This window comes from Gottschalkia purinilytica, assembly GCF_001190785.1.
Classification (GTDB): domain Bacteria; phylum Bacillota; class Clostridia; order Tissierellales; family Gottschalkiaceae; genus Gottschalkia_A; species Gottschalkia_A purinilytica.
In genome coordinates this window covers 123,228-145,065 of the sequence record NZ_LGSS01000008.1, presented here as the reverse complement: position 1 = coordinate 145,065, position 21,838 = coordinate 123,228, and the positions used below count along the sequence as shown (strand labels likewise).

Annotated in this window: 21 protein-coding genes; 16 read left to right on the top strand and 5 right to left on the bottom strand. The window is 27.9% G+C overall.

What is annotated here, in order from left to right:
* The coding region (locus tag CLPU_RS09760; RefSeq protein WP_050355470.1) for a DMT family transporter at positions 1-848 on the bottom strand (848 nt) is incomplete at its 3' end.
* A gap of 164 nt (positions 849-1,012) precedes the next feature.
* On the opposite strand from CLPU_RS09760, the gene CLPU_RS09755 reads away from it, so the two are divergent.
* From CLPU_RS09755 to CLPU_RS09725, 7 genes are all read left to right on the top strand, one after another.
* Positions 1,013-1,591 (top strand): hypothetical protein, encoded by a 579-nt coding sequence (locus CLPU_RS09755; RefSeq protein WP_050355469.1) that lies wholly within the window; start codon positions 1,013-1,015, stop codon positions 1,589-1,591.
* A gap of 100 nt (positions 1,592-1,691) precedes the next feature.
* Positions 1,692-2,552, top strand: coding sequence for an ETX/MTX2 family pore-forming toxin (locus CLPU_RS09750; RefSeq protein WP_050355468.1), 861 nt, complete (start codon positions 1,692-1,694; stop codon positions 2,550-2,552).
* A 379-nt stretch (positions 2,553-2,931) separates the two neighbouring features.
* Positions 2,932-3,765 carry a TrmB family transcriptional regulator gene (locus CLPU_RS09745; protein ID WP_050355467.1) on the top strand — a complete coding sequence of 278 codons (834 nt, stop codon included), beginning with the start codon at positions 2,932-2,934 and terminating at the stop codon, positions 3,763-3,765.
* Positions 3,766-3,801: 36 nt separating this feature from the next.
* The gene (locus tag CLPU_RS09740; RefSeq protein ID WP_050355466.1) at positions 3,802-4,521 is read left to right on the top strand and encodes an alanyl-tRNA editing protein; all 720 of its coding nucleotides are present in this window, start codon (positions 3,802-3,804) and stop codon (positions 4,519-4,521) included.
* Positions 4,522-4,970: 449 nt separating this feature from the next.
* On the top strand, positions 4,971-6,917 hold the full coding sequence (gene abc-f, locus CLPU_RS09735; RefSeq protein ID WP_050355465.1) for a ribosomal protection-like ABC-F family protein: 1,947 nt from the start codon (positions 4,971-4,973) through the stop codon (positions 6,915-6,917).
* Between the two features lie 118 nt (positions 6,918-7,035).
* Positions 7,036-7,428 carry an OsmC family protein gene (locus tag CLPU_RS09730; protein ID WP_050355464.1) on the top strand — a complete coding sequence of 131 codons (393 nt, stop codon included), beginning with the start codon at positions 7,036-7,038 and terminating at the stop codon, positions 7,426-7,428.
* Between the two features lie 208 nt (positions 7,429-7,636).
* Positions 7,637-8,071, top strand: a complete 435-nt coding sequence (locus CLPU_RS09725) for an S-ribosylhomocysteine lyase (RefSeq protein WP_050355463.1) — start codon at positions 7,637-7,639, stop codon at positions 8,069-8,071.
* 38 nt (positions 8,072-8,109) lie between these two features.
* On the opposite strand, the gene CLPU_RS09720 is transcribed toward CLPU_RS09725, so the two are convergent.
* From CLPU_RS09720 to CLPU_RS09710, 3 genes are all read right to left on the bottom strand, one after another.
* Positions 8,110-8,802, bottom strand: coding sequence for a 5'-methylthioadenosine/adenosylhomocysteine nucleosidase (locus CLPU_RS09720; RefSeq protein ID WP_050355462.1), 693 nt, complete (start codon positions 8,800-8,802; stop codon positions 8,110-8,112).
* A gap of 245 nt (positions 8,803-9,047) precedes the next feature.
* Entirely contained in the window at positions 9,048-9,365 is a 318-nt protein-coding gene (locus CLPU_RS09715) for a MazG nucleotide pyrophosphohydrolase domain-containing protein (RefSeq protein ID WP_050355461.1), read from the bottom strand.
* Between the two features lie 269 nt (positions 9,366-9,634).
* Positions 9,635-10,222 carry a DJ-1/PfpI family protein gene (locus tag CLPU_RS09710; protein ID WP_050355460.1) on the bottom strand — a complete coding sequence of 196 codons (588 nt, stop codon included), beginning with the start codon at positions 10,220-10,222 and terminating at the stop codon, positions 9,635-9,637.
* Positions 10,223-10,680: 458 nt separating this feature from the next.
* On the opposite strand from CLPU_RS09710, the gene CLPU_RS09705 reads away from it, so the two are divergent.
* From CLPU_RS09705 to CLPU_RS09670, 8 genes are all read left to right on the top strand, one after another.
* Positions 10,681-11,901, top strand: a complete 1,221-nt coding sequence (locus CLPU_RS09705) for a Tm-1-like ATP-binding domain-containing protein (RefSeq protein ID WP_050355459.1) — start codon at positions 10,681-10,683, stop codon at positions 11,899-11,901.
* 18 nt (positions 11,902-11,919) lie between these two features.
* On the top strand, positions 11,920-12,747 hold the full coding sequence (locus CLPU_RS09700; protein ID WP_050355458.1) for a phosphoenolpyruvate hydrolase family protein: 828 nt from the start codon (positions 11,920-11,922) through the stop codon (positions 12,745-12,747).
* A 356-nt stretch (positions 12,748-13,103) separates the two neighbouring features.
* Positions 13,104-13,358, top strand: a complete 255-nt coding sequence (locus CLPU_RS09695; protein WP_050355457.1) for an acyl carrier protein — start codon at positions 13,104-13,106, stop codon at positions 13,356-13,358.
* Positions 13,359-14,555 (top strand): aminoacyl--tRNA ligase-related protein, encoded by a 1,197-nt coding sequence (locus tag CLPU_RS09690; protein WP_050355456.1) that lies wholly within the window; start codon positions 13,359-13,361, stop codon positions 14,553-14,555.
* A complete protein-coding gene (locus CLPU_RS09685) occupies positions 14,545-15,018 on the top strand; it encodes a GNAT family N-acetyltransferase (RefSeq protein WP_050355455.1) in 474 nt (157 codons plus the stop codon). Before CLPU_RS09690 ends, CLPU_RS09685 begins: the two co-directional genes overlap by 11 nt.
* Before the next feature lie 13 nt (positions 15,019-15,031).
* Entirely contained in the window at positions 15,032-15,916 is an 885-nt protein-coding gene (locus CLPU_RS09680) for a hypothetical protein (RefSeq protein WP_050355454.1), read from the top strand.
* Between the two features lie 406 nt (positions 15,917-16,322).
* The gene (locus CLPU_RS09675) at positions 16,323-17,171 is read left to right on the top strand and encodes an MBOAT family O-acyltransferase (protein WP_157857720.1); all 849 of its coding nucleotides are present in this window, start codon (positions 16,323-16,325) and stop codon (positions 17,169-17,171) included.
* A 315-nt stretch (positions 17,172-17,486) separates the two neighbouring features.
* Positions 17,487-18,293: an alpha/beta fold hydrolase gene (locus CLPU_RS09670; RefSeq protein WP_050355452.1), complete on the top strand. Its 807-nt coding sequence runs from the start codon at positions 17,487-17,489 to the stop codon at positions 18,291-18,293.
* An 81-nt stretch (positions 18,294-18,374) separates the two neighbouring features.
* On the opposite strand, the gene CLPU_RS09665 is transcribed toward CLPU_RS09670, so the two are convergent.
* Positions 18,375-20,282: an ABC-F family ATP-binding cassette domain-containing protein gene (locus tag CLPU_RS09665; RefSeq protein WP_050355451.1), complete on the bottom strand. Its 1,908-nt coding sequence runs from the start codon at positions 20,280-20,282 to the stop codon at positions 18,375-18,377.
* Between the two features lie 348 nt (positions 20,283-20,630).
* On the opposite strand from CLPU_RS09665, the gene CLPU_RS09660 reads away from it, so the two are divergent.
* On the top strand, positions 20,631-21,824 hold the full coding sequence (locus CLPU_RS09660) for a class I SAM-dependent rRNA methyltransferase (protein ID WP_050355450.1): 1,194 nt from the start codon (positions 20,631-20,633) through the stop codon (positions 21,822-21,824).
* Positions 21,825-21,838 lie beyond the last annotated feature (14 nt).

Genomic DNA, 21,838 nt, shown 5'->3' with positions numbered 1-21,838 from the left:
ATGATATGATAATAATATAATCTTTCTTTCAAGAAAACAACACCAGCTATTATAGAGATAACAGTTCCTAAATTTACGAAAACACTCATCTTAGAAGCTTCGATTTTTGATAGAGCATAATTAGTAAGTAAAGAGCTAGCTAATGATGATAGTACTCCAAGATATACTACAGATATTATAAAATTTATATTACTAGCAGGAACGAAGAAATTACTTATATCTCCATGAATTAAATGTTTTAAAATAGATGTAACACCGAAAACTATAAAACTAATAGTACTCATCATGTAAGTTAATTCTATATTTGTGATATCTTTTATTAACTTTCTAGCCATAACACTATATCCAGAAAAAGATAGTGTTGATAATAATAGTAAAGCAATACCTTTAAAATTGGCAAAATTAAAAGATGAACCTTTCATTATCAAAATATAAATAACTCCTGATACTGACAGACCTACAGATATTTTTTGAAATATAGTTGTCTTTTCTTTTAAAAAATAAGTAGCTAAAATTAATGTAAATATAGGACCTGAGGCTTGAAAAATTGCTGCTTCAGATGATGTAGAGTGCATAAGTCCAAAAGTCTGAAGACTAAAAAACATTAATGGATATAGTAATGCAGCAGGAAGAATTCTCATAAGCTTTTCTTTAGTGTAGCTAACATTAATGCGTTTAAATAAAATAGGAATTGAAATAGCTATGAAAGATGCAGTAAAACGATATGCCAATACGTCAACTGGATCTGATGTTCTCAGAGCTATTTTTGTAAATAGAAATGAGAGCCCTACAATGATAGAATATGATATAGCTGCGATATAAGCTCGGCCATATTTATTGTTTTTCAATTTTATTCCCCGCCCTTTCTTATTTTCTATTTTATGATATTATAGCATAATTATGTTTATGAAAGAAATAATTGACTTAGATACTTGTTATATAATCTATAGAGACATCTATTTGTAAAATAAGAGTATTTTATGATTTTATTTTTAGAAGGAGTAAATAAGATATGAAGGTAAGATTAAAATCAAAATCTATATTAATGATTATTACTTTATTAATGATATTCGTAGGTTGTTCATACATTAATAAAGAAGTAAATCAAGTAGGAAAGACAAATTATAGGACAATTTCAGAGAAAGATATTTCATCATTTGTTAAGAGTCAAAACCCTAAACCAAATGAGGTAAAATTTATAGATAAAAAATCAGCAGTTGTCTTATATGATAATAAATTTGAAGTAATTCGTAAAAGTAAAGATATTAAAGTTATTAAGATGATAAAAATAGATAAAAACAATGATTTTAAGATAAATGCTTATTCTGTTAATTCAGGTAATCCTAATATTATTTTAACGATAAATAATAATGATTTAGCTAAGAAAACTTATGCTACAATAGTAAAATTTCCTGGTGAGGAACCAATTACGAAATTAACGTATCAAAGAAATATATTATGCTTTATAAAGAACAGTAAAAGTCAATCTAATTTCTTGAATGGAGATTTTGAGATTACACTATATGATGAAAAATGGAATCCAACTGGAACATATGATGGAGTAATAGTTGAAAGGAACATAATAAAATGATAGAGATAGGTAAGGTATCAAATATAACATAAATTTTATCTCTTCCTAATAGATATAGTAATAATCGGAATGGAATAAAGATTGATAAGGGGGGATAAGAATGAAAAAAGATTTTATTGATGGCAATGATGAAGATAGTACCTCGCTAGAAAAAGAAGTTTCATCTGATTCACAGAAATCGATAGTAGATATTGATGCCAAACTTAATAATATGGTAAGGTCTTTTGTTGATAACTTTAATAAACAAAGTAATTTTCATCTTATTTATACAGACTTTACTTATAGTAATGTTTTATTATCAGGTACGAATCTTGAGTCTACAAATGTTACGAAAACAAGGTCTTTAAGTTTTGCTTCTAGTACACTTCATAACGATACTGATCAAACTCAAACTCTGTATAGTGATGAATTTAGTTATACTTTTACTAATTCAAGGACCACAACTACAACACATGGAGGTACATTTGGAACAAATGTAAATACTAAAATCGGAATTCCATTTATTGCTCAAGGTGAATTAGAAATTAAACTCGAATATAATTTTTCAAGTTCTAATAGTAATACAACTAGTGAATCCTTTACATTAACATCACCACGTCAACCAGTTGAAGTTCCGCCTCATAAAATATATAAAGTTGATACTTACTATGAACAAAAACATACATCTGGAAATGTTCAATTAAATGCTGATGTAGAGGGTAATATTATTTTTCAAACTAATATTAATGGATTGCCAAGCAGACCAGAAGTTAAATACATTGGTAATATATATAAAGGAGCAAGTGATAGTGTATTAGATGGAATAACTAAGTCTCCACATCATCCATATGCAGTAAGGTTAATTGGACAAGGAAAATTTGAGGTTGAATACGGAAGAAACTTATTAGTAAAAGTCTACGATATAACTGAAGATAAAGATTCACCTTCGTTAGTAGACACTTTAACAATTAAATTAGATTAATATTAATGTAATACTACAACTTTATTTAGAAAAGTTATTTCTATAATTAAAAAGAATAGCTATTCCCTCATAAGTCAATATTATCTATGGATCTAGGAAAATTTTATAGATTTTATTGAACTTATCTTATTTTCTAAAACTAACAAAAAATAAACCAAGGATTTAAGAAATCTAAGGTTTATTTTTTTATTGGTAGTTTATTGACAATTACTTTAGTAGCTACTATAATAACAACTAATAGTAGTTACTAAAGTAACTACATATTCTGTTTTACCTAAGAATAAATAAAAAATATATAGCGTTACATGTGTAAATATTAATGATTTTGAGGTTAATTATAAGTTAAATAAAAGCTCAAAAGGATAGGTGAACAAAATTTATGAATAAGAATATAGGAATTATTGAAGATATGAAGATGCTTGGCTTAAGTGAATATGAGATTAAAGCATATTTAAATCTTCTAGAATATTATCCAGTTAATGGTTATACCTTAAGTAAGAAGTCAGGTATTCCAAGATCGAGGATATATGAGGTATTAGAAAACCTTAAAAATAAACAGATAGTATTTGAAGAAAAGGATGATAAAAATACTTATTATCAACCCCTTAATCCTAAATTGCTAATAAAAAAATTTAAGCAGAACTTTGATAACGTGCTAGATAATATTGAGCAATATACTGATAATATTTATTCAGAGGAAAATAGCGATAATAAGTTAATTGTTATTAAGGGAAGAAATAAAGTAATTGATTATTTAAATTTATTGATATCAGATGCTACGAAAAGAATCTCTCTTTCAATATGGGAAGAAGAAATAAATGATATTTATCATTCTTTATATAATGCTATTAATAGAGGAGTTGTAGTAAAAGGAATATATTTTGGAAGAAATAATCCTTTTAAGGAATTAGTTACACATAGGAGAATAGAAAGATATTTATCTGAGAAAAAAGAAAGATATATGACTGTTACTATTGATGGAGTCCATGTAATATATGGTGTCGTATCAAGAGGCGAAGAAAGTAAGGTTACATGGGCAAAGGATATAGATTTTGTTGACATGAGTGAGGACTATATTTCTCATGACTTAATGGTTAATCTCTATTCTAATAAATTATCAAAGAATGAAAGAGAAGAGTATGAAAATTTTTTAGATAATGTAAGAAAAGAATATTTTAATTATACAGAGGAAGAATTTAATAATTTCAAATAAATTTTAAATTAATTATTTAATAAGGAGGAAATAGAAATGAGTAGCCAATTAATATTTCAAGAAGATAGTTATGTAAGAGAATTTGATTGTAAGATTATTAGTGTAAACGAGGAAGAAAATGCTGTAGTGCTTGATAAAACTGCCTTTTATCCAGGTGGTGGAGGACAACCCTGTGATTTAGGTGTATTGGAAACAGCTTCAAATACATACACCATTACAAAAGTTAAGAAAAAAGGTGATCATATATATCATTATATTGATGGAAAACTTCCTGAAGTTAATGAAGCTTGTACAGGAAAAATAGATTGGGAACGTAGATACAAACTAATGAGAACACATACTGCAATGCATATTTTATCTGCCGTTGCATGGAGAGACTATAAGGCACAGGTAACTGGTGGTGATATGGAATTACTAAAGGGAAGAATGGATCTTGAATTTGAAAACTTTGATAAAGAATTAATATTAGAAATTGAAAAGAAAATTAATGAAGAAGTAGAGAATGGAAGAAGTATTAAGATAGATATTCTTGAAAGAGAAGAGGCTTTTAAAATACCAGACTTAATAAGGACAAAGATAAATCTTCTTCCAGAAGGAATTAGAGAAATTAGAACAGTTGAAATAGAAGGATTAGACTATCAAGCAGATGGAGGAACTCATGTAAAAAATACTACCGAGGTTGGAAAAGTAAAAGTGGTAAATTATAAAAGTAAAGGAAAAATCAATAAAAGACTTTATATTGAATTAGAAGATTAATTTATTTTACAAATAAAAACAAATTAGAGTAGCATTATTGAAATCGATATGATAAAGTAATAATAAGGATAAAGTAATATGAATATTATAAAAAAGGAGGATAGAAAATGGACTTTAATATTAGCAATATGACAGACAAAAAACAAAAGTATAGTAGTTCCATTGCAAAAAATGGAAATATCCCATTTCACGGGAGTAGTCTGTCCTTTTTTAAGTATATTGCTAATATAAGTGTGAATCCATAAGTCTATTTATATCTTTCTTAGTAGATAAAAATGATTTTAAAGCTCTATGGATTTTCCATAGAGCTTTTTTATACTTAAAAAGAACAGCTATTCCTAATAAGCCAGTATTATCCATAGATTTAGAGAAAATTCTATGGATTTTATTAGGCTTATTTTATTTTGCTAAAAAATTAATATTTTTAATACAAATAGGAGGAATTATACATGATAGAATTAGCATTAAACAAAGTTTCAAAATATTATGGAGCTACAATGGTATTAGAAGATATAACTTTTGAAGTGTATAGTGGAGAAAAAATTGGATTAATAGGAAGAAATGGTTGCGGAAAAAGTACTCTTCTGAAAATAATAGAGGGAATAGAAAATCATGATGAAGGAGAAATTGCTTTAAGAAAAGGAGCAACTATAGGATATTTAGATCAAATTCCAAGTTATGAGGAAGATATGAAGGTAATAGATGTTCTTAACTTAGCATTTGATGAAATTCATAAGCTCTCAGAAGAAATGAAATTACTAGAAAATAAAATGGCATTATCTCAAGGGAAAGAATTAGAAAAGATTTTATATAAATATGATGAGATTCAAAAAAACTTTGAAGCATCAGGAGGATATGAAATAGAAGAAAAGCTAAGTAAGATTTGCAATGGTCTAAAAATTACTGATAGCTTTAAAGAAAGAATTTTTAATAGTTTAAGTGGTGGAGAAAAAACTACTGTAATATTAGGTAAGATATTACTAGAAGCACCTGATATTTTACTTTTAGATGAGCCTTCTAATCATTTAGATTTAAACTCTATAGAATGGCTTGAAGACTATCTAAGAGATTATAAAGGAGTATCTATTATTGTATCCCATGATAGATACTTTCTAGATAGAGTTGTTAATAAAGTCGTAGAAATTGAGGATAAGATATCTACAGTATATATAGGAAACTATTCTGAATATGTTAAAGAAAAAGATGATAGAATTATGAAAATGTTAGAGGCTTATGAAAATCAACAGAAAAAGATAAAATCAATGGAAAAATCCATTAAGGATTTAAGAGAATGGGGGAGAAGAGCAGATAATAATAAGTTTTTTAGAAGAGCTGCTAGTATGCAGAAACGATTAGATAAAATAGATAGAATTTCAAAACCTAAAACTGAAAAGAAAAATATAAAACTAGAAGTTGAATTAAAAAATCGTTCAGGAAAAGAAGTTATAAGAGTTAAAGAATTATGTAAGAGATTTAATGATAAGGTTTTGCTAGATAATGCAGACTTTCTTTTAACTTACGGTGAAAAAGTAGCACTTATAGGGAAAAATGGAACAGGAAAATCAACTCTTTTAAAGATACTTTTAAGAAACTTTGATGAAAGGTTTAATTTTGAAGATTATTATCAAGACAGTGGTATAGCAGAATTAGGAGCTTCAATTAAGTTAGCTTATTTACCTCAAAATGTAGCTTTTCAAAACGAAGATGCTACAGTTTTAGAATGCTTTAGAGAAGATATCGTTATAACTGAAGGAAAGGCAAGGGAATATCTAGCAAGATATATGTTCTTTGGTGAGGAAGTATTTAAAAAGGTCAAAAATCTTTCGGGAGGAGAAAGAAGTAGACTATGTTTATGTAAGCTTATGTATAATGAAGTTAATTTGCTTATACTAGATGAACCTACGAATCATTTAGATATTGATTCTAGAGAAGTATTGGAAGAATGTTTAAGTGAGTTTGAAGGTAGTATCTTCTTTGTATCTCATGATAGATATTTTATAAATCAAATATGTAGTAGTATAGTTGAATTAAATAATGGAAAACTACAACACTACAATGGTAATTATGAGTATTATAAGTCAAAGGTAAAAGAGAATGAATTAAAAAGTACGTTAACTATAAAAGAAAAACCTGTTAATAAGACTAATCATAAAAGTTTTTATGAAGATAAAAAGATGAAGTCTGAAAATAAGAAGAAAGAAAAAAAGTTAAAAAATATAGAAGAAGAAATATCGTCTTTGGAAATAAGATTAAAAAATATTGAAATAGAAATGATATCAGATACTTTAGACTATGACAGTCTAAATACTTTATATGAAGAAAAGGTATCTATAGAGAACAAGCTGGAGAAACTTTTAAATGAGTGGGAAGAATTAATTAGTATAATAGATAGTTAAAAATTATAGAAAAGATTAATCCTATCATAAAAAGTAAAATTCTTATTCTTACTATGCTTATATATATAGGAAAGGGGTACAATATGTTATATAACTATAACATTAGGGAGTTGGTAATATGTCATTAATAGAAGTATCTTTTCCAGGGGGGAAAAAACTAGAAACGAATATAAAAGGATTTACAGTAGATACTGATCAACCTGTGAATTCAGGTGGTGGAGGTTCAGCTCCAACGCCTTTTGACTTGTTTTTATCTTCAATAGCAGCTTGTACTGGAGTAACTGCATTAAGCTTTTGCCAAAGTAGAAACATAGATACTAAGGGACTAAAGTTATCTTTAGATACGGAACGTGATGAAGAAACAGGTATGATTTCTGATATTAAAATGGAGCTTACATTACCAGAAAACTTTCCTTCAAAATATGAGGAAGCTATTAGAAAAGCTACAGACTCATGTACGGTAAAAAAACATATTATAAATTCACCAGACTTTAAAGTTATATTAAAATAATATAAGACAATGAATATATTCTATTATAAAAGAATAGATTTTTAGACCAAATAAAGTATACGTACTATAGGAATAGTATAGCATTTATATGTTATACTATTTTTATATTATAGTATATTCTAAGTTTATGGATGTATTTGTATTTAAAAAAAGCGAGTTTTAAGATAGAATATTGTTTAAACATATAAACAAATAGGGAGGGTTAAAAATGAAAGTAGAGAGTTTTGAGTTAGACCACACAAAAGTTAAGGCACCTTATATTAGAAAAGCATCTTTATATAAGGGAGAAAAAGGGGATGTAGTATCAAAGTTTGATTTAAGATTTATGCAACCAAATAAAGGAGAAATGCAAACAGGTGGTATACATACATTAGAACACTTACTAGCAGTTTACTTAAGGGACGAAGGAATAGGAGAAGAAATAATAGATCTATCACCTATGGGATGTAGAACAGGATTCTATTTTACTATATGGGGTGACAAAACAGAAGAAGAAATTAAAAAGCCTCTAGTTAATGCATTAAAGCTTGTAGTAGAAACAAAAGAAATTCCAGCTGCAAATGAAATTCAATGTGGAAACTATAGAGATCATTCATTAGAAGCAGCTATTGAATATGCAAGAGGATTTGTAAATAACATATAATAAATAAAAGCTAGTATTTCAAATACTAGCTTTTATTTTTACATATTATTCATCATTGTTTTTAATATATTACTTGAGTTTTCAACTGCTATATACTTGAACTTTTCAAAGTCCATGTGAGCTCCTGTATTTGCATTATCTGATATTGAACGTATAACTATAAAAGGTATTTTATTTAAATGACATACATGAGCTATACTTCCGCCTTCCATTTCACATGCAAGTCCTCCAAATTGACTATCTAACCATGATAACTTATCAGGACATGCAATAAATTGGTCACCAGTTAATATTCTACCTACATATGTCTTATGATTAGTTGCAGATTCACAAGCTTTTTTAGCCAATTCTACTAATTCTTTATCACATTTAAAGTCAAAAGTATCTAGTCTAGGAACTTGTCCATACTCGTCTCCAAAAGAAGTGGCATCAACATCATGTTGTACTAGATTTTCAGCTACTACAATATCTCCAGGAACAATGTCTTTACCTATTCCACCAGCAATACCTACGTTAACTACCTTATCTACATTAAATTCTGATATTAGTATCTGTGTACATACAGCGGCATTTACCTTACCTATACCACAAATTACAGCAACAACTCTTTTCCCTGAAAGTTCACCTATGTGAAATTCCATATTAGCACGAACTTCTGTTTTTTCTTTTTTCATTTCCTGATGAATTATTTCTAATTCTTCAGTCATAGCCACAATAATACCTAAAGTCATTTCAATTCCTCCATAAATAAATTATAAGATACATTCGATTATATCAGAAAAATAGAAGACTAGAAGAAATAAGTTGTAAATTTATTATAGTTTTTCCTTTAACATAGTGGTTATGAAAATAGTAAGAACTGTATATTTTTTTATTTGACTGTGTTTTAATTGAATGTTGAAATATTAGATGATTTTAGAGTATGATTTTTATTTAACCTCTAATTCGCTTTTTAGGAATATTGTATAATTAAATTTTATCTTCCGGAGCCTAAATTACCTTTATTAATAAACCTTTTTTCATATTTATCAAGAACATAACTTAAGCAATCTTTTAAATTAGTATTAGTTTCATTTGCTATACAAATAAGAGAAAAAAGCACATCTCCAATCTCACTTTCCCATTCTTCAGTTTTTTCAAATGGCTTGTTTCCATAGTTAGTTCCTTTTAAAATTTCTTTTGATAACTCTCCTACTTCTGATACTAAGTCGATTATTCTAGTATTAACATTTAATTTTAATTCTTTATCTTTAGTGAAATTACTTACTTGCTTTTGGGCATCTAGTAAATTCATATTTAACCTCCATAATTTTTATGGAATATTTTATAAATGTTCATTTAAGAATTGCTACGCTATATACTTGTGAAATATAACTTGAATAAAATACTTGACTTGTACAGATTTCGGTTACCTTTTTTAAGTTTTACGGATATATCTTTGCTTATTATACTTCTCATTTCTTGATACTGATTAAGAATGACAGTGTAGACAGATTTTTTTATATCTATATACACATTCTATAATAAATATCTATTTTCAACATTTATTTAAAACATAGCCTTTTATTTGATGAATCCCATAAGTTTTTTTACACGATTACAATTTTCTTTAGATGTTAGTAACTCAAGAAGCATAAAAGCTACATCAAAGGCTGTTGCAGGATTATAGGAGGTAATGATATTTTGATCAATAACTATAGGTTGATCTTTCATGACATTTGCACCAAATTCAGCAAGCTGTTTTTGTCTTATAGGATTGAGGTTATATGTTGTTGCACTTCTTCCTTCTAAAATTCCACTTTTAGCAACTACAAGAGCGCCAACACAGATAGAGGCAATGATTTTACCAGCTGAATTGAATTCCCTAATTAAGTTAAGTACATCTTCATCGTATGCATCATCATAAAATCCTGCTTCTTCAAATCCACCAGGTAAGGCTAAAGCTTCAAAATCATTAACATTTACTTCACTTATATGCATTTCCGGAATTACAGTGAAGTTCCATGTACATTTTAACTTTTCTCTAGTTCCAACTGTGACTAAATCTGTAGACCCATCACCTTGAAGCTTATTCCACCCTATAACGTCTGTAAAAACACTTGCTTCCACAGCTTCGAAGCCATTAGGAAGTAATAAACAAATCTTTTTCATAAAAGCACTCCTTTCTATATATAGATTATACTCAATCATATTAAAAAAATACAAGATACAATTGGTAGAATTTGTAATGAACTTTAATCTTATTTTAAAATGTAAAAAGACATTAATTAAAATATGTAAGACAATTGAAAGCAACAATTAAACATGTATTTAAAATAACATATGGTGAAAGAATAAACATAAAAGAATATTTTATTTAAGAAGATTGAAGTATATATTAAAAAATTATTTGATAAAAAAATTCTAAAATAATGTATATATAAACTCGATACATATATTTTTTATGATGTTGATTTTGTATCAAAATAGTGCTTATAAGAAAGAATTATAAGGTATAAGTTTAATAGGTATTGTTAATTTCGCAAAATTAAAGATATATGATTTATTTAGATATAAAAAACTATAGCTATAAAGTAATTATTATAAATATTTAAGATAGGAGGTTAGAAATGAAGAAGAACATTGTTATTATAGGAACTTTAGATACTAAAGGAAAAGAATTTCAGTTTGTAAAAGATATTATTGAAAGTCAGGGGATAAGTACAACAGTTATAGATGTAGGAGTGGTAGGAGAACCATATTTTACTCCTGATATAACTAAGGAAGAAGTTTCTTCAAGATGTGGAGTAACTATTGCAGAGCTAATAGGAAAAAAAGATAGAGGATATGCACTAGATGTTATGATGAGAGGCTGCGGAGAAATAGTGAAAGAGCTCTATGAAAATAAAAAGTTAGATGGTGTAATTAGCTTAGGTGGATCTGGGGGAACTAGTGTAGCTACATATGCCATGAGACAACTAGAAGTCGGGGTACCTAAGGTTATGGTATCTACTTTAGCATCTGGAGATACGACTCCTTATGTTGGAGAAAAAGATATTACAATGATGTATTCTGTAGTGGATATAAGTGGAGTTAATAGAATTTCTTCTAAGATTTTTTCTAATGCAGCAAATGCTATAGTTGGAATGGTGAAGGGAGAAGAGATTGAATTAGAAGAAGAAAGACCTCTTATAGGAGCTACTATGTTTGGAGTCACTACAGAAGCCGTAACTAAAGCAACTGAATACTTAGAAGATCAAGGGTTTGAAGTATTGATATTTCACGCTACAGGATCTGGAGGGAAAGCAATGGAACACTTAATAAGTTCTGGTTATATAAAGGGAGTTTTAGATCTTACTACAACAGAACTATGTGATGAATTAGTAGGTGGAGTTTTGAGTGCTGGTCCAGATAGATTGACTGCAGCTAGTAAGAAAGGAGTACCACAAGTAGTGTCTACAGGAGCTATGGACATGGTTAACTTTGGACCTATAGAAACAGTTCCTGATAAATTTAAAAATAGAAAATTATACAAGCATAATGCTACAGTTACTCTTATGAGAACAACTGTAGAAGAAAATAGGGAGCTAGGTAAAATACTAGCTGAAAAATTAAATAAGTCTGTAGGTGATACGGTTCTATGTTTACCTTTAAAAGGTATTTCAGCTATTGATAAAGAAGGGCAAGTTTTTTATGGAAAAGAGGAAGATGAAGTCTTATTTGAATCTATAAGAAATCACATAGACAATAAAAAAGTAAAGTTAGTAGAGATAGATAGTCATATAAATGACTCTAACTTTGCATTATACATGGCAAAAACTTTAACTGAATTAATAGATAAAAATAACTAATAATGGAGGTATGTTTAAATGGCATTTTCAAGACAAGAGATTTTAGATAGATTAAAAAAACAAATACAAGAGGGAAAAAGTCTTGTAGGAGCAGGAGCAGGAACAGGAATATCAGCTAAATGTGCTCAAGCTGGTGGAGTAGATTTGATAATAATATACAATTCAGGAAGATATAGAATGGCTGGAAGAGGTTCATTAGCTGGGCTTATGCCTTATGGAGATGCTAATGCAATAGTTTTAGATATGGCAAGTGAAGTATTACCTGTAGCTACTGAAACACCTGTATTAGCAGGAGTTTGTGGTACAGATCCATTTAGACTTATGGACAAATATTTAATTAAATTAAAAGAAACTGGATTTTCAGGAGTTCAAAATTTTCCTACAGTAGGTCTTATAGATGGGGTATTTCGTCAAAATCTTGAGGAAACAGGTATGGGATATGATCTAGAGGTTGAGATGATAAGAAAGGCTCACGAACTAGACCTTTTTACAACACCATATGTATTTAGTGAAGAAGATGCTATGAAAATGGCAGAAGCAGGTGCAGATATATTAGTAGCTCATATGGGACTTACTACTAAAGGAACAATTGGAGCTAAGACTGCTTTAACATTAGATGATTGTGTTAAAAAGATACAGGCAATAGCTGATGCAGGTAGAAAAGTAAATCCTGAAATATTAGTAATCTGCCATGGAGGACCTATAGCAGAACCAGAAGATGCAAAATATGTACTCGAGAGAACCAAAGGTGTTGATGGATTCTTCGGAGCATCTAGTGTAGAAAGGATACCTACAGAAAAAGCTATAACTAAACAGGTAGAAAGATTTAAAAATATAAGTAAATAATTGAAAATAAATTATATAACTAAAAACAAAGATTACTATTACCAAACCACACGTCTAAACTTAACAGATGTGTGGTTACTTAGTTTTTGTTAAATGTATATTATGAGCTTAATATGATTCTAAACTTTCTCAAACTTAGTAAAATAAATGTCTGAGAAATATGAAGTTTTTCAAATTGGGTTGTATCAGAAATTGAAAAAATGTATAATAAGAAGAAGATATTTGTGTAATATTGTAGAGTAGAATACATAAATTGTAAAATGGTGGATTGTAAAAAAATTCAGTTAGAGTAAAAATCTATCTGAATTAAATTTTATTTGATAAAGAATTATTATTATAAATGGGGGTTGTGTAAAATGTTTGATAGAACGGAAATAGTAGAAAAACTTACTGATTATATTGTTGAGGAATTTGAAATTGAAGAAGACGATGATTTTGATGGAGACGTACATCTATTTGACTATGGTTATGTAGACTCATTTGGCGCAGTAGAAATAATGTCTTTTATTGAAAAAACTTTTGGTGTTGAAATCACTAACAAAGATCTAATTATGTATCCAATGAATACAATTAATGAGATAGCTGAAGTTATTGAAATGAAGGTGAAGTAAATGGAGAAAATAATATTTGATATTAATGATATTGACGATAAAGTTTTGGGACAACTTTGTTATTCAATATATTTTATAGACGAAAATATTGAAGATGTTAGATTAGAAGAAGATTCTTTAATAATAGAGCATAAATCCATAAGAGAAGAAATAATTAAAGACAAAGTAAAAGAGCTAGTTGAAAGATATTCAAAAAATGAATTTCCTTTAAAAGATCAAATAGTATTTACTAATAATAAAGATGTTCCATTTAAAGAAAACATTATTGAAGTAATGGTAAATAAAAAGATCATAAAACAAGTAGATTTAGGTATGTATATTTTTCGTGAGCCTTTTATAACTTTATTAAAGTTTTTTGATGATTATTTTGTATCTAATATCGCGAAAAAGTTTAATGCTAAACATGAATATTACCCAGTTGTGATTAAGTCTGATACATTAAATAAGACAAATCACTTTACTTCATTTCCTGAACATGTTCATTTTGTAACACATCTAAATGAAGACATTGACTTGATAAAGTTATTTATCGATGAGATAAACAAGTCAAACGGATGGAACGATAACGTTGAAATAGACTTTAACGAATATTTTAAAAAGCCACAACACATGATTAATCCTGCTACATGCTATCATTGTTATGAGGGGATGAAGGGAGAAACATTAGATGGAGATGGAACTGTAGTAACAGCAGTTTCAAAAGTTCATAGATATGAGTCTAAAAACCATAAAGATATTGGACGCTTAATGGATTTTACAATGAGAGAAATTATCTTCGTAGGTAATCCTAATTTTGTTAAAGAGAATAGAGCTAAATCTTTGGATTTATTAAAAGAGATAATAGAACGATGGGAACTAGACTGTTGGATAGAAAATGCTAATGACATGTTTTTTACAAACGATTTTCAAGTAAAAGCGTCGTTCCAAAGAAAAAATGATATGAAATATGAGTTGAAGATGAATATACCATACTTTAATAAAGCCATATCAGTATCATCTTCAAACTTCCATAGTGCAACATTTGGTAAGGCTTTTGACATAAAATCAGGAAAACGTCCAGTAGTAACAGGCTGTTTAGCTTTTGGATTAGAAAGATGGGTAATAGCATTTTTATCACAATACGGACTAGATTCAGAGCTATGGCCAAAAGAGCTAAAAAAAGATTATGATAATTGGTGTGAGAAAAATGAAATATAACATTAGAGAAATGAAAGCAGAAGATATTGATACAGTAGCTAGTTTGTATAAACAAATGTATCAAGAACAAAAAACTATGGGAATGGTTTTTGATTTTAATGAAGAGACACTTGATAGTAGGTTACAAATATATTTAAAGTCTAAATTTAATATGTGTCTAGTATTAGAAGATATAGATGGACAAGTAGTAGGGATGGCTATAAATAGTCTAGTGAAAATTCCTAACAAATATACTTTAGAAAATGATAAACTAATAGGTTTTATTGATGATGTATATATAGAAAAATCACATCGTAAAAAGAATCTGGGCGGATTATTAGTAAAAGAAGTTGAAAAAAGATTTAGAGACTTAGGCATTAATTATGTAGAACTAAATGTTCTTAATGAAAATAGTGTAGGAAAGATGTTTTGGAAGTCATTAGGTTTTAATGATGTTATACAAGTAATGTATAAGAAACTGTAGGCTGGTGTTTAAATTGAAGGGAAATAAAAAATATAGTAGGTACTTTATAATAGCACTTGTATTAATTTTAACTGTATTTGAGTTCTTTATAACGAAACTAGATCCAATCAATAAGAATCTAGTTTTTTATCAAAATGATTTTTCAAAAACGGTTCATTCAAACCCAGAGATGCCATGGAAAAATATTTTCTATGGCAGTTCAATTGTGGCAGGGGCTTTTATGGATGAAAAGACAAGTACAGATTATGTGAATATGGGTATAAGATATGGAAAAATAACAGATTTAGAGGAAATGCTTAAAAAAAATATGTTAAAAGTTGAAGACAATATAGTTATAGGAATGAATGTATTTACATTTTTAGATGAGCTTCCTACAGACCCTTACTATATATGGCATAAGAAGATATATGAACCGTATCTATACTTTTATAGAGGACCTATTCTAAAATATATTGAGACTACTTACGAACAGTTAAAAAACAATGAGGAAATTAATCAAGTACCAGACTGGGTTCTACAAAAACAAATTAATCATGGGCGTTTATCTAAAGAAGAATTAGATAAGAAGAAAAATGAATATAAAAAGCGTTACGGAAATCTAAATATAGATGATTTCAATAAAAATATAGAATCATTAAAAAGAGTAATAGATTATTGTGACAAAAACAATATAAGACTTAGAGCTATCTGGATGCCTTGGAATCCTGTAGATACGCAATTTAGTTATGTTGATGAACTAAAAAAAGAAGTAAATTCGATATTTAATAATAACAAAATTGAAGTTTTAGATTGGACTAATAAGTACGAAGAAAAATACTTTCATGATTTAGGTCACTTAAACTTTGAAGAAGGAGCACCTAAATTTACGGAGGAGATAGATAAATGGCTAAGCAAATAGTAAGGAAAACTTTTGAGGTATTATTATATCTTGGAATGATTATATTAATACAAATCTTTTTTTCAGAGCAAGCAGCATTTATATATGAGGGATTCTAATGTGGTTTATCGATATTGGTAACCTGTTTTATTTACTCATATTTTCAGTTTTTATTATAGTTTGTAATAGTTTCTTAAAAGATAAGTTTATACTTATTAGAAGAATTTGCTTGCCTGTGTTTTTTATTTTTTTCATTTTTTCTTATAATAGAAAATTGCTTGTTTTCTATTTGGTATATATATTATTAAACTATGTATTTGCCCAAATAATATCCTACTTAGATAGGCTTAAGAAGGCGATATTTTTAATATCTATTGTTTTCAATGTACTCGTTGTAATTTTATTAAGATCTGAAGGTATCTATAAAATGGGGATCCCATGGTTAGATGTGGTATTAGTAGTTGGATTAATATATAATCTATTAAAAATGATAGATCTTCAATTTTATGCTTACTATATGAGTGAAAAAATAAATTTATTTGATTTAGTTACTTACATTTTATTTGTTCCTGCATTTACATCAGGACCGATAATGCCATATAGAGCTTTTAATCAACAGCTTTATAGTTATAAAGAGGTTGATAGTATAAGTATAGAAAAGTTTATCAAGAGAATAATAAGAGGATTATTTAAAAAGATAGTTATAGTTAAATTATTTTCTTATATATATTATTCTTTGCTAGGATTAAAGATAAATATCTTTATAAGTATTTTAATTTTGATGAGTTATTATATACTTTTATATTTTGACTTTGCAGGATATACAGATATTGCAATTGGATTTGGAGGATTGATGGGATTTGATGTACCTGAAAACTTTAAAAAACCATTTACATCGCCAACACTTACACAATTTTGGCGTAACTGGCATGCTACATTAGGAGATTGGTTCAGAAGTCATGTATTTATGCCTTTTGCTCAATTTAGTCAATCTAGGATTTTCGTTGGAGCTCTTTCTTTTATGATTATGTTTTTAATAGGACTGTGGCATGGATTCAATAATCTTTTCATTCTATGGGGTATATACCATGGGATACTGTTATTTTTAGAAAATGTGTTGAATTTAACTATGGTTAATAAAAGAAAGGTTAAAAAAAGTTACTTCATATTTAGATGTGTAGCTACCAATACTTTAGTTGGTTTTGGAACAATATTCTTTAGTGAGAATATTGAAATAGCAAAGAAGATACTACATGGGTTTACGAAATTGTGGTAAGATTTAAAAATATTTTTGTAGAGTATAATTAAAAAGCTAATAATTCTATATAATATTTGTTTGAAATAATTACCGTATCATAAGATTGATACGGTTTTATTTATATATAAATCTTTAAAATATATAAAATAGATATTAATGTATTTACATTAATACTACATGAATGATGAATGCCCTGCGAAAGACTTAGAATATTGTAGTATAGAATTATATAATAAGTAAAATAATATATTGAAGATATGAAGGAGCAAATTTAAATATGACTTAATATGTTATATATTTTCATAGGTATATTTTATATATCATGAAAAAGGAGTGATAGAAATAATAGTTGAACTTAATGGAATAAATCTATACTATGATGTAAATGGCGGTGGAACTCCAATTATATTTATACCTGGACTAGGTGCAACTCATACAATGTTTGAACCTCAAGTAGAATATTTTAAGAAAAAATATCAAGTAATTACACTTGATCTTAGAGGAAATGGTAAATCAGGAAAGTTAAATGTTCCTATACGAAAAGGACTTGAAACTCAGGCAAAAGATGTTAAAGAGCTCATGGATTACTTAGATATTAAAGAGGTAGTCTTTGTTGGTGTATCCTATGGGGGAATATTTTTGCAAAAGTTTTATTCTATGTTTTCAGAAAGAGTCAAGGCTTTAATAATAGTTGATAGTTTTTCTCATACACATCCTAATACATTGTTTGAAATATTAAATAAAATCAGTTCTTATAATGTCTTGTTATATTATACACCTAGAAAATGGATGGCTAGTTTCGGAAAGAAATACTGGGGAAAAAGATGGGGTAAAATTGTTGGTAAAGAGATTGAAAATATTGTACTAAACATGAGAAGAAGAGAAACTGTAAAACAAAGGCTAGAAATTAATTCTATTGATTTTAGAAAAGTACTTCCTAAAATTAATGTACCGACATTAGGTATAGTAGGAAATCATACAAAAACAGGAGTAAAGCTTATGAAAGATGTTATTTATAACATTCAAAATGGAAAATTAATAATATTTAAAGATTCGTTTGATCCAAGTAATTTATGTCAGCCTGATAAATTTAATAGAGTTGTCGATAATTTTTTAAGTGAAAATAACCTTAATATATAAGTTAGTCAGATGAATTTTATATGTGTTTAGAAAAGTTTAATTAGCAAAAACTAAAAAATCAGTCTAGTAAAGACTGATTTTTTAGTTTTTGTTATCATTGATTTGTTTTTCTAGATTAATAAAATACTCTTGACGTTCTAGTTTATATAAAAGTTCATCTTCAGTTTTTTCTTTTTTCTCTAATAATTCTTGTAACTTAGTAAAATCACTAGAGTATATTACTAGTTCGTTTTCTATTTTTGTTAATGCTTCTTCTAATTTTTCTATTTGTGAATCTATTTGTTCATATTCTAATTTTTCTTTATAAGAAAATTTAAGATTTTGAGATTTGGGCTTAGATTGTTTTTGAGTTTCTTTTTTCTTAGGAGCTTCTTCATTAATTACATTGCATATACTATCTTTTTTATCCATATAATCAGAGTGATTTCCTACGTTAACAATGATGTTACCATTACCTTCAAATGAAAATATTTTGTTACATATTACGTCTAGAAAGTATCTATCATGAGATACTGTTACGACAGGACCATTAAATTCTGATATATAGTCTTCTAGTACTTTTAAAGTATCAATATCTAGATCATTAGTTGGTTCGTCTAATATTAGAACATTTGGAGAAGTCATTAATACTTTAAGAAGATATAGTCTTCTTTTTTCTCCACCTGATAATTTTGAGATATATGACCATTGCATATCAGAGGTAAATAAAAATCTCTCCATCATTTGAGCTGCGCTTATCTTAGTACCATCTGCTGTAGTAACATATTCTCCACTTTCCCTTATATATTCAATAGCACGTAGATTGGTATTCATATCTTGAGATTCTTGTGAAAAGTATCCTATATTTACTGTAGATCCAGTTTCTATACTTCCTAAGTCACATTGAAGGTTACCCATAATAATATTCAAAAGAGTTGATTTACCTATACCGCTATTTCCGATAATACCAATTCTATCACCTCTTAAGAATGTATAAGTGAAGTCTTTTATAATTGTTTTTTCTTCAAATGATTTAGATATATTATTTATCTCTATAATTTTTTGTCCTAATCTAGATCCACCTACAGATATATCTAAGTTAGATTCACTTATATCTACTTTAGAGCTTTCTAAAGCTTCAAATCTTTGGATTCTTGCTTTTTGCTTAGTTGTTCTAGCCTTAACCCCTGACCTTATCCATTCAAGCTCTTTCTTATATAGTCTTTGCCTTTTATGCTCAATTACAGCTTCTAGATTTTGTCTTTCTAACTTTCTTTCAAGAAATTCAGAGTAGTTGCCTGTGTAAGTATATAGATTACCACCATCAAGCTCTAATGTTTTATTAACAATTCTATCTAAAAAGTATCTATCATGGGTAATCATAAGTAGAGCACCTTTTCTGCTTTGAAGATATTCTTCCAGCCAATTAATAGTATCACTATCCATATGGTTAGTAGGTTCATCTAGTATTAGTAAGTCACAAGGTGTAATAAGAGCACTGGCCAAAGCTACTCTTTTTTTCTGTCCACCAGAAAGTACTTTGATTTTTTTGTCAAACTCAGTGATTCCAAGCTTAGTCAAGATAGTTTTAGCTTGACTCTCAAGGTCCCAAGCATCTAGTGTAGTCATATCATCTGACAATTTAAGGAGACGTTCTTGTAGCTTTTCATTGTTTTCAGATTTTGAAATAGCACTTAATGTTTCTTCATATTGTCTTATTAATTTCATAATTTGAGAATCACCTTTAAATACTTGCTCTAAGACTGTTGCTTCAGGATTAAAGTCAGGATTTTGATGGAGATACTCTATAGTAATTCCTTTTGGGATAGTTATAGATCCACTATCTGGAGTTTCATATCCTGCTACTATTTTTAATAGTGTAGATTTACCAGTACCATTTATACCAATAAGACCTATTTTTTCATCATTACTTATATTAAATGAAATATCTTTAAAGAGAGTTTTGACTCCATAACTTTTAGATATATTTTCACCAGATAAAACATTCATTCAGATCATCCTTTTACGTTTAAATTTATCTCAATACATTCTATCATAAATTAATATAGACTTTAAATTTTATAACGAAATATTTCTTTATACAATAGGATTAATATGATATAGTCAATCAAAGTTAAGTTATAATGTATAGAATTGTTGATTTTAGAAAACATAATAATCAAGCTTTTAGTAAGATAAATTTTGACAATGACTTGTATCTTAATGAAAATAAGACATTTATATAAATGATAAATTAGTAGTTTATAATTAGTATATGATAAACTATTGAGTAGAAAGTATATAATCATATATTTATTTTACATAGATAATACAAAAACAATGGATAGGATGAAGAATATGAAAACAGAAGTTACTTTAAAGGTAAAATCAAAGTTTGTCAATAAATTTAAAAATGGATATCCACTAATATTTAAAGAAGCAATAATGAATATAAATGATGTTGATAAAGAAGGGGCTATAGTTAAGCTCATAGATGAAAAGAATAAATTTATTGGAAGAGGATACTATGGAAAACAAAATAAAGGATATGGATGGATTCTTAGTAGAAAAGAAAATGAAAAAATAGATAAAGCATTTTTCGAAAGAAAGATAGCATCTGCTTTAAATAAAAGAGCATCTTTCTATAACAGCCAAGATACAACTGCATTTAGAGTATTCAATGGTGAGGGTGATGGAATAGGAGGATTGACTATTGAATACTTTGATGGATATTACTTAATAAACTGGTATAGCAAAGGGATTTATAAGTTTAGAGATCATGTAATAAATTCACTAAAAACATTAGTAGAGTTTAAAGGTATATATCAGAAAAAGAGATTTGATACGGAAGGTAAGTATATTGAAGAAGATGGATTTGTTCTTGGCGAAAGAGGACAGTTTCCAATCATAGTTAAAGAAAATGGAGTAAACTTCGCTATATATCTAAATGAAGGAGCTATGGTAGGAGTATTTTTAGATCAGAGAGATGTTAGAAGAACTATTAGAGACAAATATGCAAAAGGAAAGACTGTTTTAAATACATTCTCTTATACAGGAGCATTTTCAGTATTTGCTGCTTTAGGTGGAGCTATTAAAACAACTAGTGTTGATCTTGCAAATAGAAGTCTAAGTAAGACTATTGAACAATTTAGTATAAATGAAATAGACTATGAGGCTCAGGATATAGTAGTAGAAGATGTGTTTAACTATTTTAAATATGCTGTAAAAAGAGAGTTGAAATTTGATATGGTAATACTTGATCCACCAAGTTTTGCTAAGTCGAAGAATTTCAAGTTTAGTGCATCAAAGGATTACAAAGACCTTTTAAAAGAAGCTATAGCTATAACAGAAGACAATGGTGTAATAGTTGCATCAACAAATTGTAGTTCTTTTGATATGAATAAATTTAAAGGATTTATTGATATGGCATTTAGAGAAATGAGCAAGAAATATAAGATTATAGAGGAGTTTTCACTTCCATCAGATTTTAGAACTATAAAAGAATTTGAGGAAGGGAACTATCTTAAGGTTTTATTTATTAAGGTGTACTGATATTTTATACTTAT

Coding starts and splice junctions, on each gene's coding strand:
- CLPU_RS09745 (WP_050355467.1), top strand. CDS start 2,932: ATGAATAAGAATATAGGAATTATTGAAGATATGAAGATGCTTGGCTTA.
- CLPU_RS09705 (WP_050355459.1), top strand. CDS start 10,681: ATGAAGAAGAACATTGTTATTATAGGAACTTTAGATACTAAAGGAAAA.
- CLPU_RS09740 (WP_050355466.1), top strand. CDS start 3,802: ATGAGTAGCCAATTAATATTTCAAGAAGATAGTTATGTAAGAGAATTT.
- CLPU_RS09685 (WP_050355455.1), top strand. CDS start 14,545: ATGAAATATAACATTAGAGAAATGAAAGCAGAAGATATTGATACAGTA.
- CLPU_RS09750 (WP_050355468.1), top strand. CDS start 1,692: ATGAAAAAAGATTTTATTGATGGCAATGATGAAGATAGTACCTCGCTA.
- CLPU_RS09720 (WP_050355462.1), bottom strand. CDS start 8,802: ATGACTTTAGGTATTATTGTGGCTATGACTGAAGAATTAGAAATAATT.
- CLPU_RS09690 (WP_050355456.1), top strand. CDS start 13,359: ATGGAGAAAATAATATTTGATATTAATGATATTGACGATAAAGTTTTG.
- CLPU_RS09715 (WP_050355461.1), bottom strand. CDS start 9,365: ATGAATTTACTAGATGCCCAAAAGCAAGTAAGTAATTTCACTAAAGAT.
- CLPU_RS09725 (WP_050355463.1), top strand. CDS start 7,637: ATGAAAGTAGAGAGTTTTGAGTTAGACCACACAAAAGTTAAGGCACCT.
- CLPU_RS09710 (WP_050355460.1), bottom strand. CDS start 10,222: ATGAAAAAGATTTGTTTATTACTTCCTAATGGCTTCGAAGCTGTGGAA.
- CLPU_RS09660 (WP_050355450.1), top strand. CDS start 20,631: ATGAAAACAGAAGTTACTTTAAAGGTAAAATCAAAGTTTGTCAATAAA.
- CLPU_RS09700 (WP_050355458.1), top strand. CDS start 11,920: ATGGCATTTTCAAGACAAGAGATTTTAGATAGATTAAAAAAACAAATA.
- CLPU_RS09665 (WP_050355451.1), bottom strand. CDS start 20,282: ATGAATGTTTTATCTGGTGAAAATATATCTAAAAGTTATGGAGTCAAA.
- CLPU_RS09675 (WP_157857720.1), top strand. CDS start 16,323: ATGGGGATCCCATGGTTAGATGTGGTATTAGTAGTTGGATTAATATAT.
- CLPU_RS09755 (WP_050355469.1), top strand. CDS start 1,013: ATGAAGGTAAGATTAAAATCAAAATCTATATTAATGATTATTACTTTA.
- CLPU_RS09695 (WP_050355457.1), top strand. CDS start 13,104: ATGTTTGATAGAACGGAAATAGTAGAAAAACTTACTGATTATATTGTT.
- abc-f (WP_050355465.1), top strand. CDS start 4,971: ATGATAGAATTAGCATTAAACAAAGTTTCAAAATATTATGGAGCTACA.
- CLPU_RS09730 (WP_050355464.1), top strand. CDS start 7,036: ATGTCATTAATAGAAGTATCTTTTCCAGGGGGGAAAAAACTAGAAACG.